At 37.8% G+C, this 13,844-nt stretch carries 16 protein-coding genes; 13 read left to right on the plus strand and 3 right to left on the minus strand.

The window, feature by feature from the left end; all coding sequences use genetic code 11:
• The first annotated feature begins 56 nt into the window (after positions 1–56).
• The 6 genes from tsaB to DIZ80_06160 all read left to right on the plus strand — a co-directional run bounded on the left by tsaB (position 57) and on the right by DIZ80_06160 (position 5,608).
• Complete coding sequence (gene tsaB / locus DIZ80_06135) at positions 57–749, plus strand: tRNA (adenosine(37)-N6)-threonylcarbamoyltransferase complex dimerization subunit type 1 TsaB (GenBank protein RDH83717.1); 693 nt, start codon at positions 57–59, stop codon at positions 747–749.
• Between the two features lie 90 nt (positions 750–839).
• Positions 840–1,938 (plus strand): peptide chain release factor 2 gene (prfB, locus tag DIZ80_06140; GenBank protein ID RDH83718.1). Its coding sequence is split into 2 segments (ribosomal slippage): positions 840–914 and positions 916–1,938, totalling 1,098 coding nucleotides; the frame shifts between segments, so codons are not numbered across the junction.
• Positions 1,939–1,977: 39 nt separating this feature from the next.
• A complete protein-coding gene (gene lysS, locus DIZ80_06145; protein RDH83719.1) occupies positions 1,978–3,492 on the plus strand; it encodes a lysine--tRNA ligase in 1,515 nt (504 codons plus the stop codon).
• Positions 3,493–3,504: 12 nt separating this feature from the next.
• Entirely contained in the window at positions 3,505–4,470 is a 966-nt protein-coding gene (gene thiL, locus DIZ80_06150) for a thiamine-phosphate kinase (protein RDH83720.1), read from the plus strand.
• Complete coding sequence (locus tag DIZ80_06155; GenBank protein ID RDH83721.1) at positions 4,470–4,952, plus strand: phosphatidylglycerophosphatase A; 483 nt, start codon at positions 4,470–4,472, stop codon at positions 4,950–4,952. Before thiL ends, DIZ80_06155 begins: the two co-directional genes overlap by 1 nt.
• Positions 4,952–5,608, plus strand: a complete 657-nt coding sequence (locus DIZ80_06160; GenBank protein ID RDH83722.1) for a TIGR02281 family clan AA aspartic protease — start codon at positions 4,952–4,954, stop codon at positions 5,606–5,608. The genes DIZ80_06155 and DIZ80_06160 overlap by 1 nt, the downstream gene beginning before the upstream one ends.
• A gap of 19 nt (positions 5,609–5,627) precedes the next feature.
• Here DIZ80_06160 and DIZ80_06165 read toward each other — a convergent pair whose 3' ends face one another.
• The 3 genes from DIZ80_06165 to DIZ80_06175 form a co-directional block, all read right to left on the minus strand.
• Entirely contained in the window at positions 5,628–6,704 is a 1,077-nt protein-coding gene (locus DIZ80_06165; GenBank protein ID RDH83723.1) for a hypothetical protein, read from the minus strand.
• Positions 6,705–6,709: 5 nt separating this feature from the next.
• Positions 6,710–7,201 carry a cyclic nucleotide-binding domain-containing protein gene (locus DIZ80_06170; protein RDH83724.1) on the minus strand — a complete coding sequence of 164 codons (492 nt, stop codon included), beginning with the start codon at positions 7,199–7,201 and terminating at the stop codon, positions 6,710–6,712.
• A 101-nt stretch (positions 7,202–7,302) separates the two neighbouring features.
• Entirely contained in the window at positions 7,303–7,878 is a 576-nt protein-coding gene (locus DIZ80_06175; GenBank protein RDH83725.1) for a septum formation inhibitor Maf, read from the minus strand.
• 360 nt (positions 7,879–8,238) lie between these two features.
• On the opposite strand from DIZ80_06175, the gene DIZ80_06180 reads away from it, so the two are divergent.
• The 7 genes from DIZ80_06180 to DIZ80_06210 all read left to right on the plus strand — a co-directional run bounded on the left by DIZ80_06180 (position 8,239) and on the right by DIZ80_06210 (position 13,836).
• Positions 8,239–8,751 carry a metal-binding protein gene (locus DIZ80_06180; GenBank protein ID RDH83726.1) on the plus strand — a complete coding sequence of 171 codons (513 nt, stop codon included), beginning with the start codon at positions 8,239–8,241 and terminating at the stop codon, positions 8,749–8,751.
• Positions 8,752–8,812: 61 nt separating this feature from the next.
• Positions 8,813–8,995, plus strand: coding sequence for a 50S ribosomal protein L32 (locus DIZ80_06185; GenBank protein RDH83727.1), 183 nt, complete (start codon positions 8,813–8,815; stop codon positions 8,993–8,995).
• A gap of 187 nt (positions 8,996–9,182) precedes the next feature.
• Complete coding sequence (locus DIZ80_06190) at positions 9,183–10,202, plus strand: phosphate acyltransferase PlsX (GenBank protein RDH83728.1); 1,020 nt, start codon at positions 9,183–9,185, stop codon at positions 10,200–10,202.
• A 73-nt stretch (positions 10,203–10,275) separates the two neighbouring features.
• The gene (locus DIZ80_06195; protein ID RDH83729.1) at positions 10,276–11,244 is read left to right on the plus strand and encodes a 3-oxoacyl-ACP synthase; all 969 of its coding nucleotides are present in this window, start codon (positions 10,276–10,278) and stop codon (positions 11,242–11,244) included.
• Entirely contained in the window at positions 11,244–11,624 is a 381-nt protein-coding gene (locus tag DIZ80_06200) for a hypothetical protein (protein ID RDH83730.1), read from the plus strand. Before DIZ80_06195 ends, DIZ80_06200 begins: the two co-directional genes overlap by 1 nt.
• A gap of 35 nt (positions 11,625–11,659) precedes the next feature.
• Positions 11,660–12,007, plus strand: a complete 348-nt coding sequence (locus DIZ80_06205; GenBank protein ID RDH83731.1) for a hypothetical protein — start codon at positions 11,660–11,662, stop codon at positions 12,005–12,007.
• Between the two features lie 119 nt (positions 12,008–12,126).
• Positions 12,127–13,836 carry a hypothetical protein gene (locus DIZ80_06210; GenBank protein ID RDH83732.1) on the plus strand — a complete coding sequence of 570 codons (1,710 nt, stop codon included), beginning with the start codon at positions 12,127–12,129 and terminating at the stop codon, positions 13,834–13,836.
• The last annotated feature ends 8 nt before the right edge of the window (positions 13,837–13,844 follow it).

Raw genomic sequence — 13,844 nt, forward strand, 5'->3', positions numbered from 1 at the left:
GACTGGTAAATATATTTCATTCCAATTAATGCGTATTAAGAGATATTAAATAAATTATGAAAATTCTGGCAATTGATACTGCAACAGAAGCCTGCTCAGCCGCGCTTTATATTGATGGGGTCATTACTGAAGAATATCAGCTGGCTCCCAGGGATCACACCAAACTCATCCTTAAAATGGTTGAGTCCTTATTAGAGCAGGCAGAGCTTAAACTGACAGATCTGGATGCCCTGGCTTTTGGCCGAGGGCCCGGGTCATTTACAGGTGTGCGAATTTCAACGGGTGTTATTCAAGGGCTCGCTTTCGCCAGTGATCTTCCCGTTTTACCCGTTTCTACTCTAGCTGCTTTAGCACAACTTGCTTACGACAATCATGGTTATAAAGCAGTGCTCTCAGGAATAGACGCAAGAATGGGAGAGATATACTGGGGGAATTACCAGTTAGGCGAAAATGCTTTAATGGCATTAACGGGTGATGAAAAAGTGTCCCCGGCACAAAACATTAAATTACCTGTAGATGTATCGCACAAATGTTGTGGAGCGGGTAGTGCGTGGAAGAGTTACTCCCGCGAGTTAAATGAGACGCTGGGTGATCAAATAAATGATACTTATGCTGATTATTTACCCAGAGCATCTAGCATCACTAAACTTGCTGTAGAGGCATTTAATCAGGGTCTGGCGGTAAAGGCAGCTGAGGCATTGCCGGTATATTTGCGTAATGATGTAGCCAGGAAAAAAGCAGATCAATAAAATGACTGGTTGAGCATCCGTCTATGGATGAAAAAGTCAATATAAGGTAATATACCGCGCTTTCATACCAGCTAAAAATAAATTCGATTTATGCTAGAAATAAACCCGATACAAAACATGATTACTGATCTATCTGCTCGTACAGATGATCTCAGGGGGTATCTTTGACTTTGATACCCGTAAAGAAGAGCTAGACGAAGTAAATCGTGAATTAGAGCAACCTGATGTCTGGAATGATCAGGAACGTGCTCAGTCCTTAGGTAAAGATCGCTCAAGACTAGAAGCAATCGTACTTACTATTGTTAATCTTGATAATGGTCTGTCTGATGCCGCTGAACTTCTGGAAATGTCGGTCGAAGAGAATGATGAAGACAGTATTGAGTCTGTCTCACAAGACCTTGCTCAAATGGAAAAAGACATAGAAAAGCTTGAGTTCAGGCGTATGTTTTCAGGTGAAATGGATCATGCAAATGCTTTTCTCGATATTCAGTCAGGCTCAGGTGGTACTGAGGCTCAGGACTGGGCAGAAATGATTTTACGTATGTATTTACGCTGGGGTGAAGCTCATGGTTTTAAAACAGAATTAATAGAAGTGACAGCAGGTGATGTGGCGGGAATAAAAGGTGCTACTATCAGTTTTCAGGGTGATTATGCATATGGCTGGTTACGTACGGAAACCGGTGTACATCGGTTAGTTAGAAAATCACCATTTGATTCAGGTAGTCGCCGTCATACTTCTTTTGCTGCGGTATTTGTATCACCTGAGGTGGATGATGATATTGAAATAGATATTAATCCGGCTGATTTACGTATCGATGTCTATCGTGCATCAGGTGCGGGAGGTCAGCACATTAATAAAACTGAATCAGCTGTTCGTATCACGCATTTACCGACCAATGTCGTTGTACAATGTCAGAATGACCGATCACAACATAAAAATAAAGCCAGTGCGATGAAACAGCTTAAAGCAAAATTATATGAGCGTGAGTTGCAGATTCGTAGTGGTGATCAACAGGCTATAGAAGATAATAAATCTGATATAGGCTGGGGTAGTCAGATTCGTTCTTACGTTCTTGATTCTTCAAGAATAAAGGATTTACGCACAAACGTTGAAACCGGAAATACACAGGCTGTACTTGATGGTGGAATTGATATGTTTATAGAAGCAAGTTTAAAATCTGGCTTATAAATTTTACGCTATAACAATTAACAGAAAATATTAAATATTATGACTGACGAAAATAAAACCGAAGAAACACAACAAGACGAAAACAAGTTAATTGCTCAGCGTCGTGAAAAATTAACAGAAATGCGTGAAAATGGTAACGCGTTTCCTAATGATTTTCGTCGTGATAATTTAGCCGCAGAATTACATGCTGAATATGACGGTAAAACTAAAGAAGAACTTGAAGCGTTAAATATAAACGTTAAAGTTGCTGGCCGTATGATGGCAAAACGTATTATGGGTAAAGCCAGTTTTGCCCAGTTACAGGATATGTCTGGACGAATTCAGTTGTTCTTACAGCGTGACTCTTTACCTGAAGGACTCTATAACGAAGGTTTTAAGAAATGGGATATCGGCGATATTATTGGCGCTGAAGGTGTATTGTTTAAAACAAAAACAGACGAGCTTTCTGTTAAGTTAACTAACATACAGTTGTTAACAAAATCATTGCGCCCTCTACCTGAAAAATTTCATGGTCTGTCAGATCAGGAAACCCGTTATCGTCAGCGTTATGTTGATTTAATTATGAATCAGGAAGTGCGTGATACTTTTCATATGCGTTCAAAAATTGTAACTTACATACGTCGATTCTTTGAAGATCGAGGTTATATGGATGTAGAGACACCCATGTTACAAGGTATTCCTGGTGGTGCGACGGCAAGACCATTTGAGACACATCATAATGCGCTTGATATGCCTATGTTTATGCGGATTGCGCCTGAATTATATTTAAAGCGTTTAGTGGTTGGTGGCTTTGAGAAAGTTTTTGAAATTAACAGAAACTTTAGAAACGAAGGTGTTTCGACGCGACATAATCCTGAATTTACCATGCTTGAATTTTATCAGTCGTATGCTGATTACAACGATCTGATGGATATAACTGAAGCGTTATTACATGGTCTGGCAAAAGATGTAGTAGGTAAAGCGAAGATAGAGTATCAGGGTGATGTGTATGACTTCGGTAGTAAGTTTACACGTCTCTCAGTTTTTGATTCTATTCTAAAGTATAATCCCGAGCTCAAAGCATCAGATATTGACAATATGGAATCGGCTCGTAAAGTGGCTGAAAATCTCGAAATACCATTAAAAGATATTTATGGTCTGGGCAAGGTTCAAATTGAGATATTTGAAAAAACAGTTGAACACCGTTTAATGGATCCAACGTTTATTACTGAATACCCAACTGAAGTTTCACCACTTGCACGTAGAAATGATGATAATCATTTTATTACAGATCGTTTTGAGTTTTTCGTAGGTGGTCGAGAGATTGCAAATGGCTTCTCGGAATTAAATGATGCAGAAGATCAGGCTGAGCGTTTTAAACAGCAGGTGGCTGAAAAAGATGCGGGTGATAATGAAGCGATGCATTTTGATGCAGATTACATTCGTGCATTAGAACACGGCTTACCTCCAACAGCAGGTGAGGGTATTGGTATTGACAGGTTGGTTATGTTGTTAACTGATTCACCATCAATACGTGATGTTATTTTGTTCCCTCATATGCGAGCAGAAGTATAACGGATTTGTGTAGTGTCTGAATTTGATCTTATCAATCATTTTTTTAAATCCACTACAGTTAATCGTGCTGATGTTTTATTAGGTATAGGTGATGACTGTGCAATACTTTCACCACCTGATAATAAAAAATTAGCTGTTTCCACTGATACATTAATAAGTGGTGTGCACTTTCCAGAATCAGCAAGTGCGGAAGATATCGGTTATAAATCCCTTGCAGTTAATTTAAGTGATTTAGCTGCAATGGGTGCAGAGCCTGCATGGGTGAGTCTTGCAATAAGTTTACCTGAAGCAAATAAAGTCTGGTTAAAAAACTTTATATCAGGTTTTAATGAACTTGCTGAAAAGTTTAATGTTGCTTTAATTGGTGGAGATACAACACAGGGCCCGTTAAGTGTAACGATAAATGTCACTGGCTTTGTAGATCCAGATAAAGCACTAAAAAGAAGTAATGCCAGTCCTGGTGATTTTATTTTCGTAACAGGAGATATAGGTGATGCCCACTTAGGGCTTAAATCGATTTTAAATGATAATTTTAATAATCGACTTACGAATCAGCAGATATCATATTGTGAAAAAAAATTAAATCGACCACAACCAAGATTTGACGCAGGAAACCAGTTAAAGACATTTTCAGCTTCTGCTATTGATATCTCAGATGGTTTATTGGCTGATTTGAGTCATATATGTAAAGCTAGTAATGTGGGGGCGGTGTTAAATATTGATAAAATACCTGTTTCTGACGCTTTATTAAATTATTATCAGGATAAACCGGACTGGCATAGTGTGCTTACTGCGGGTGATGATTATGAGTTATGTTTTACCTGCCCGAAAAGTCAGTCTTTTGAGATGCAAAAAATCATGAAAGAAAATAATGTCACTGTTAGTTGTATAGGTGAGATTTCCGAAAATACTGAAATTATCTGTAAGTTAAATAATCAGAAATTAGATTTTGAACAAACTGGATATAATCATTTTTAATGAAAAATAATATAAAGATTCCGTTTTCATATATGAAAAACCCGGTGCATCTTGTTGCTGTAGGTTTTGGTTCAGGTTTAATGCCAAAAGCGCCAGGTACATTTGGAACGCTTGCAGCAATTCCTTTGTATCTAGTGATTAGCCAGTTTGATTTATGGTTGTATCTGGCACTTACCGTTATCGTAACAGTGTTAGGTGTATTTATTTGTGATTACACAAGTAAAGCCCTTGGTGTTCATGATCATTCAGGAATTGTGATTGATGAAATTGCTGGATATTTTATTACTATGATTGCAGTGCCATTTGACTGGTTATGGATTGTCGTTGGTTTTGTGCTTTTTCGATTTTTTGATATCTTAAAACCCTGGCCTATATCGTGGTTAGATAAAAATCTGCACGGTGGACTTGGTATTATGCTTGATGATGTTCTAGCCGGATTTTTTTCATTATTATGTTTGCATATTATTATTTCTATTAGCTGATGTTAATAAGTATGAAAATAACTAAATTCATTTATTTAATGTGTGTTTTTCTTTTAAGCTTTTCTGTTTTAGCCGCAGATAAGATTGAAGTACAGGCATTAATGCCCGGTATGGTCGTATTATTGATTGATGATAGCCGTGTAACATTAAAAACTGGCGATCAGTCACAGGGTGTAAAACTAATATCTGCAACGTCTAAAATAGCAGAGCTTGATGTTGATGGTGTTAAAAAGTTTTATCAAATGGGTACAACTGTTAGCACTAGCTTTAAACAACGAGAACTAATAACAGAAAGAATAGTGCTTAATAAATACGGTATGTTCAAAAGTTTTGGTACCATTAATGGGCAATCGGTAAAGTTTCTAATAGATACAGGTGCAACTAGTGTAGCTATGAGTGCTAAACAGGCACGTAAACTCGGTATTCAATATCGTATTGAAGGATCTGAAACAAGAGCAAATACGGCTTCAGGTATAGCTAAAGGCTGGTTGGTTACGCTTAAATCAGTTCGATTAGGTAAGTTGCTTGAGCGTAATGTTCAGGGAATGGTGATTGATGGAGATTATCCTCAAGAGGTTTTGCTGGGTATGACTTTCCTAAATAGAATGAAAGTCGAAAATGAGACCGGTATTATGAAAATTACGCGTAAAAAGTAATCGTGAATTTTTTAATTTATTAAGCAGGTTTAGCTTTCAGTTTTAAATCGTAACGTGTTTTTATACCCTGATAAAGTCCGCAATAAATAATGTTCATTGTTGAGATAACAGGAATAGCCACAACCATTCCAATAAAACCAAATAAATTTCCAAATATTATAATACCCACAATAACAACTAACGGGTGCAGGTTTACTGCATTTGCGATTACGGCTGGAATAACAATTACATTATCAATTATCTGAGCAATCAGTATAACGGATATGGCTGCGCCAAGTAGCCATGGTTCGAATGGCACATGACCTAAAGCGAGTAGTGTGGGTAGAACCATCGCAAGTAAAGGACCGACATAAGGTATAAGGTTGAGTACACCAGCAACCAGGCCAAGTAAAAACGGTGAGTCAAGACCTATAATATAAAATCCTATTGTCGTTACAACACTCATGATGCCTGACTGAATCATGATGCCACGTATATATTCCTGTAGTTGGTGAGCAACTCTGTAATATATTAACCAGCCAAGTTCAAAACTTGAGTTAGGCAGCTTATCCAGTAAGTTATTTCTGAAGTTTCTAAAGTCGCGTATTAGAAAAAAAGTAAAAATAGGAACAAGTATTAATAAAACAGAAAAACTGATCAGCATATTTGAGCCTTCAACTATAGCCGTTTTACCCAGATCATTTGCCTGATTAAAAAAATGCTCAGTCAATCCACTTGATTGCATTTCAAGACCTAAAGATGAAATGATATGCTGACTAAAATCATTGCCCATGGTTGTTATGGTTTGCCATACAACAGGTAGTTGAGATTGTAGTGATGACAGTTGTGCTGTTAAATTAGGTAATATTAAAGAAAAACATATGCCACCGATGGCTACCAGAATTAATAATACACTGAGTGATGCTGCATTGCGTGATAAGCCATGCCGTTCAAAAATTTCTGAGATAGGTTCGAGTAAAGCATAGAGTGTAAATGAAATAATGATTGGTAAAATTAGAGATGCTAATAAAATTGCCAGTATTGCGATAACACTGCAAATCAAGCTAAATACAAACAGAGTTCTACTTAATGGATGTTGTGTAAGTGTTTGTATCATTTGATCTAATTGTTTTGTAGGGAGAGTAATATATTAGTATGACGTAACCTTGCAGCTAATACGGTTGCAATATTCAGCATAAATTGTGCGCCGCTTTTTGGTGATCGCTTAACCCATTCTTCAAGGTCTGAGCGCAAAAAGAAGATAAGTTCGGAATCTTCTGCTGCAATTGCATCAGCGGTTCGAGGTTCATCTATGATCAGCGCAATTTCACCAAAGAAATCACCTGAGATTAATTCAGCTAGTAACTTGTCCACAGCTTTGATTTCTATGCCGCCACTTCTAATTAGGACAATACTGGCTCCAATATCTCCGCTATTAAATACCAGTTCACCTTTTTTATAATGTCGAGGATGCATGGTTTTAACCAGTTCACGACATTCACGTTTAGTTATTTTGTTAAAAAGCGGAGTCGACATCCACATATCGGTTACTTCAGATGTACGATCTTGTTTGTGTCGAAACAGGTTTTGCCAGAAAGGGTGTTGTGAGCTCATTTAAAATTTATTTTTATTATTATCGGTTACTAGAAGTATATATAAGTGTAGCAGGTCTAAATTTAAATATTATCTGAGGTTCACAGACAGGGGGAGTACTTTTAAATAACTTCCTGGCCATTATCTTTTAACATTCTACAAAGCTGAATCAGGGGTAATCCAATTAATGTATTTGGGTCATCGCCACGCATGCTTTCAAACAGACTTATGCCAAGTGCTTCAGATTTAAAGCTTCCTGCGCAATTATAGGGCTCTTCACGTTTTAGATAGTTGTCAATTTCACTATCTGTTAATTGACGAAATTTAACAATAAATGGATCACAGATAGTTTCTGAATGACCTGTTTTGCTATTGAATAAACATAAACCGGTATAGAAGGTAATAGTTTGACCAGATGCTTCTTTTAACTGCTGAAAAGCAACTTCATATGAACCTGGTTTGTGTAACACTTTGCCGTTTAGCGCAGCGCTCTGGTCTGATCCAATTATAAGCGCTTCTGGAAATTTAGAGCTTAGTGCTTTAGCTTTACCTTCAGATAAGCGTTTAACCATAGCTTCAATCGATTCATCTTTTAGAGGCGTTTCATCAATATCTGGTGAATCAGTGTCAAATTGCAGGTGTAATTTCTCCAGCAATGCTTTACGGAAAGGGGAGCTTGAGGCTAAAACGAGTTTCATGATGATTTATGGCTTTGTTAAAAAGACGGCATAATACCCTGTCTAAAACTATGATTATAGTTCTTGCAGTGAGTATCTTTACTTAAGTTGATATTTTACACTCTTTTATGATATTTGGGCCGTATAGGCAGGGGGGCAGAGTAAAAATTGACTCCGTGCCCGGTTATGCGACACCGATAATGAAGTATTTAATTATTACACCTCTACTCATACATACTTAATACAACTTGTAATTTGATTGTGATTTAATCAATTGAGGCTTATCAATAAACTAGATTTGTAAAATAATCGGAAATGCTTGAAAATAAAGGGAATTTCTTTGACAGCAGGGCGATTTATAGATAGAATCGCGCGATTATTATGAACCAGACACTACCTGTCCATCTGAACTTCGCTCAAAAAGCCAAAATTGGTTTCGAAATTCAGGGAAAATTGCCTATTAAGCAGCTAAAGAGGCTTTCTGAGTCTTTGTTGTCTAATGATGGGGATCTGACGGTTGAACTTAAGTTTGATCGAATTGGTCCGGTACCATTTATTGTTGGTCATATTACTGCACAGTTAGAGCTCAAGTGTCAGCGCTGCATGCAGTCAATGGCACACCCGGTGGATTTACATTTCAAACTGGGTATGGTTCAAAAAGAAGAACAGATAGAAAAGCTACCTGAAGATATGGAGCCCTATCTGATTGAAACGGATAACAACCACTTGCCCGATATGCTGGAAGAAGAGTTGTTATTAGCATTGCCTTTAGTGGCTATGCACGAATTCGATTGCTCTGATTACCTGCAAAAACAGGTGTTAGAGCAACAGGATGAAGTAGAAAAACCTGAAGAGAAGGAAAATCCATTTTCCGTACTCAAGGATCTACTTTAAGAAAACTATTTAAGTTATTGATTTATGTGGTAATTATTACTACTAATTTTTGGAGATTGAAATGGCAGTACAAAAGAGCCGTAAAACACCTTCTCGACGTGGTATGCGTCGTTCTCATGATGCACTAACAACTGCTGCGTTATCAGTTGAGCAAACTACAGGTGAAACTCACCTGCGTCATCATGTAAGTCCTGATGGCTATTTTAAAGGTCGTAAAATTGCACCTGCTACTAGTGAAAGCTAAGTAGTAGTTGTTGTTCGTTACCCGGTAAACAGTTACCGGGTAACGTGCTTAAGTCGTGTTATTTTAAACACGCATGTAGAATCGAGCGTTCGAGTCGGTTTTCACATATTAACTAGCGCATAACAACTATGCATCGTTTTAGCTAATTCGCTAATGACGAATATATATCTTACTAATTAGAGACTTTATGCCTGAATCCCCAATTATTGCTATTGATGCCATGGGTGGTGATATCGGCCCGGAAGTAACTGTTGCAGCTGCTGGTCGAATACTCAAACAGCGTCAGGACGTTAAGCTCATCCTTGTCGGTCTCGAAGACAAGATTAAAGCTGAATTATCCAGACTTAATTTACAGACATCTGATCGGTTGATGATCCATCATGCCTCAGAACTGGTTGGAATGGCTGAAGCACCTGCTCTTGCGCTTAGAAAAAAGAAAGATTCATCAATGCGAGTTGCCATTAACCTTGTCAATGAAGGTAAGGCGAATGCTGCTGTAAGTGCTGGTAATACAGGCGCTTTGATGGCGACGGCTAAATTTGTATACAAAACACTGCCCGGAATTGATCGTCCCGCTATTATGACAACCCTGCCTAATACGAAAGGTCATACTCATATGCTTGACCTGGGTGCGAATGTTGATTCCAGTGCCGAAAGTCTGTTTCAGTTTGCTGTAATGGGTTCAGTGACGGCATCTGCTGTAGACAATGTAGAAAACCCACGTGTGGGTTTATTAAATGTTGGTGCTGAATCTATGAAAGGTAATGCTCAGGTTAAAGCTGCAGAACCTTTATTACAGAATAGTGACCTTAATTACATTGGCTTTGTAGAAGGTGACGATATTTATAACGGTTCGGTGGATGTGGTAGTCTGTGACGGGTTTGTGGGTAATGTATCACTTAAAAGTGCCGAAGGTGTTGCTAAGATGATAGGTCACTTCATGAAGCAGGAGTTTAAGCGTAATTTGCTTACCAAAGTTATTGGCTTAATCGCCATGCCTGTTCTGAAGTCGTTTAAACAGCGAGTTGATCATAGACGATATAATGGTGCGAGTTTGTTAGGTTTAAAGCAAATTATCATTAAAAGTCATGGTGGAGCGGATGAATATGCTTTTGGTAATGCAATAAATGTTGCTATTTTAGAAGCAGAAAAATCAGTGCCTCAATGTATCGAAAGTCACCTTGGTGATTTGTTACAAAATAAATAGATTTTAGAGGTCTCTCTTAAAAGATCTTAATTAACAGGATTGAACGCCTGTCTTAAACACAAGAGCAAATATTTTGAAAAATGCACGAATTACTGGAACCGGAAGTTATTTACCTGAACGCATTATGACTAATGCGGATATGGAAAAAATTGTAGATACTACAGATCAATGGATTCAGGATCGTACGGGCATTAAACAAAGACATATAGCTGCAGATGATCAAACAACCTGTGATCTTGCAGAGCAGGCTGCAATAAAAGCAATGGAAGCTGCGGGCGTAACTAAAGATGATATCGATCTTATTATTGTCGCAACTACAACGCCTGATCAGGTGTTTCCAAGTGTTGCCTGTTTACTACAGAAAAAACTCGATATACACGGTTGTTGTGCATTTGATGTTCAGGCGGTCTGTACTGGTTTTGTTTATGCGTTAGGCATTGCGGATAACTTTATAAAAGCGGGGACTTCTAAGTGTGCGTTGGTTATCGGGGCAGAAACACTCTCCAGAATACTTGACTGGACTGATCGTGGAACCTGTGTGTTATTTGGAGATGGTGCCGGCGCAGTTATTGTTGAAGCGAGTGAAAAACCGGGTATTTTGTCTTCACATCTTCATGCCGATGGCAGTTATGAGCATTTATTGAATGTTCCAAATGGAATTTCGAAAAATCAGGACCGATTTAGAGCAGAGGGTGCACATATCACCATGAAAGGAAATGAAGTTTTCAAGATGGCGGTAAACACATTGGGGCGCATTGTTGATGAAACACTTCAGGCTAACAATATGCAGAAATCAGATATTAACTGGCTGGTACCTCATCAGGCAAATATTCGAATTATTAATGCCACAGGTAAAAAGCTGGGCTTAAATCCTGATCATGTTGTTGCTACAGTAGATAAACATGGTAATACTTCTGCTGCATCAGTTCCATTGGCATTAGATACTGCGGTAAGAGATGGTCGAATAAAAGAGGGTGAAGTTGTCATGCTGGAAGCATTTGGTGGTGGTTTTACCTGGGGTGCTGCACTGGTACAGTGGTAATGAATTTCGAGGGTATAATCCCTGTTATTCAGTGCCAGAATATCGAAAAAACGCTGGATTTTTATCAGCAGGCTTTTCGATATATTATAATTAATAAAACAGAAAACGATACAGGCCTGCAATGGGCTTATATTAAATCAGATAATACGTATCTGATGTTGCAAAAAAGCATAAATTCAGCAGAATCAGCCCTCATTGATAAAATCATATTACATTACTATACTTCTGATGTAACAGCTCAGCACCAGTTTATGGCCGCTAGAGGGTTTAACGTTGGTGATATGGAAGACACAGCGTATTATATAAGACAGTTTTATATTAAAGATCCTGAGGGAAATAAGATTGCAGTAGGGCAAGATTTAAAAAATAAGCAATCATGATGTTTTAATTAAACCAGTGTAATTAGAGAGTATTTATGAATAAATTTACTAAAGTATTAGTTGTATCGTCAATTTTGGCTAACCTGTCTGCCTGTGCGGCATTTACAGAAGTATCTTCCAGTACTAGTTCAACTTCAGATGCTGTCACACCTGATGTAACACTAAATGAATTCGTTAATAAACGTTATGTTGCAATTCGACATGATGCAGCGAATGGTGGCGGTGAAAATCTTGATGCACTTGCTCAGTTATTAGGTGAAAAAGATAAAAGTGCTTTCGCTGATCGAATGCAAACAAACTTTGATAGTATTTTTAAGAATATAGATCAGCCATCAGAAATTCTGGTTAGAATTGAGTTGCAGATGGATATCAAAAAGAGTTAAGTAGTATTTTAGGGCCCGGCGGCATAAAAAATTATGCCGCTTTCGGGTTTTGTGTATGTTTCTGTCATACGCATAAAATGCCCTTAAAGTATAACGCAGTGTAATTAAGGGAGTGGGCATTGTTTAAATTTCAACAAGATGAAAATGCAAAGAGTGCAAATCAGTATCTAGATCAGGATATTAATCGAGGTCTGGCATTACTCGTCCTGATCACAGTATCAATTGTTGGTACAAGCTGGTTGTTTTCATTACCTGTTTACTTCGATATAAAAATTGCAGCACAGATACTTCCGGTTCTGTTCTCATTAACTTTATTATTCACTGTCACTAAAATACAGCATCCGTTATTTAATAAAATTGCACCTGTATTCGCATATTTATTTGTATTTTTCAGCTGGTCTTATGTGATTTTTCTAAATTCAAATCTTAGCCCTGTTGAGCTTGATTCGAGTGCTATTAAGAGCGCTTTAGGCGTTCAGTATTTAGGGGCTTCTTATTCTGTTTATCTTCTTGGTTTGTGTTTTTTGATATTCTGGTTAGGTCGTTATTTTAAATATAGTCTTTATTTGTCATTAGTTTCTGTAGCTTCACTGGTCACGCTTTTGTTGTTGTTTACGGATGCTGAAATTCTATATTTGCTGGCACTTGTCTTGTTGTTTGTTTCAAGCGCTGTGTTTTCTGCGGTAAGTTTATCAGGCATTCAAACTGATGTGAGTGAAACGGATATTCAGACATATAATGAGTCTATTGAAGATACACCTACAGACGATTACTTTCTTCCTTCTGAATTAAAAGAACGAGAAATTAAACCTGAATTAGATATAAATACTTTGCCTTTAAATGAGGCATCTATCACCCATGACTGGGAATTAATATTAAGAGAGCTTCACACGGAGTTGAAAAATACAACTGATGTTGATCAGCTGTTTAAAAGCATGCTTATTTTTTTACACGGTGCGATGGAGTTTGATGCCGCAGCTGTGGGAATGCTTCAGGATAAAAGTATCAGGAAGATTGCTTCTTTAGGTGATGATGAGTATTTACATGCAAAAGCACTTAACTGGACTAATCAGAGAGTTAAAGAGATCTTTTCCCTGCGTGAACCTAAGTTAAGTACTCAAACGCATTTGAGTGCGGATACTGAAAGTGTTACAGATCCAATGCATCGTCTGGATATACCTGTTATTTCAAATAATAAAGTGGTTGGTCTGGTCACTCTTTTTAGAGATGAATTTGTATTCGATATACATGATGTAAAGCTTGCTGCAAGTATTGTTTTTCATAGCATGATTGCATTGAGGCAGGCTCGCTTACAGGATGAGATAAAACGTTTATCTAGTTCATCGGCAGAATCGAAGTTGACACTTTACAGTCGTGAACAGTTTGTCACTAAAGTTAAACCGGTATTTGAAAAGCTATCCAGGCCTCGCGAGTGTTCCCTGTTTATAATTGAGCTTGATAATCTGGATTCCGTGATAGATACCCAGGGTAGAGATGCGGGTGCTCTGTTATTTAAGTCTGCATCTAAAATTGTGATGTCGCATTTAAATCAATGTGATGTGTTTGGGCGTTATGGTAAAGAAGGGTTTATTGTTCTGCTGGATGAAACCGATTTGATGCATGCAAAAGAAATAGCAGAGAAAATAAGAGTTAAAGTTTCACAGTTGAAATTAACATATCAGGATAATGTTCTGTCTACAACAGTTAGTATTGGTTTAACAATTGTTTCAGACCCGGATGAAGGTTTGCCTTCATTAATGCGTAAAGCAGATATGGGTTTGTTTGTAGCAAAAGAAAATGGTAGCAACACAATAAAAGTGAGTTTGTGATTAACAGC

It is taken from the genome of endosymbiont of Galathealinum brachiosum (genome assembly GCA_003349885.1).
Lineage (GTDB): Bacteria > Pseudomonadota > Gammaproteobacteria > SZUA-229 > SZUA-229 > SZUA-229.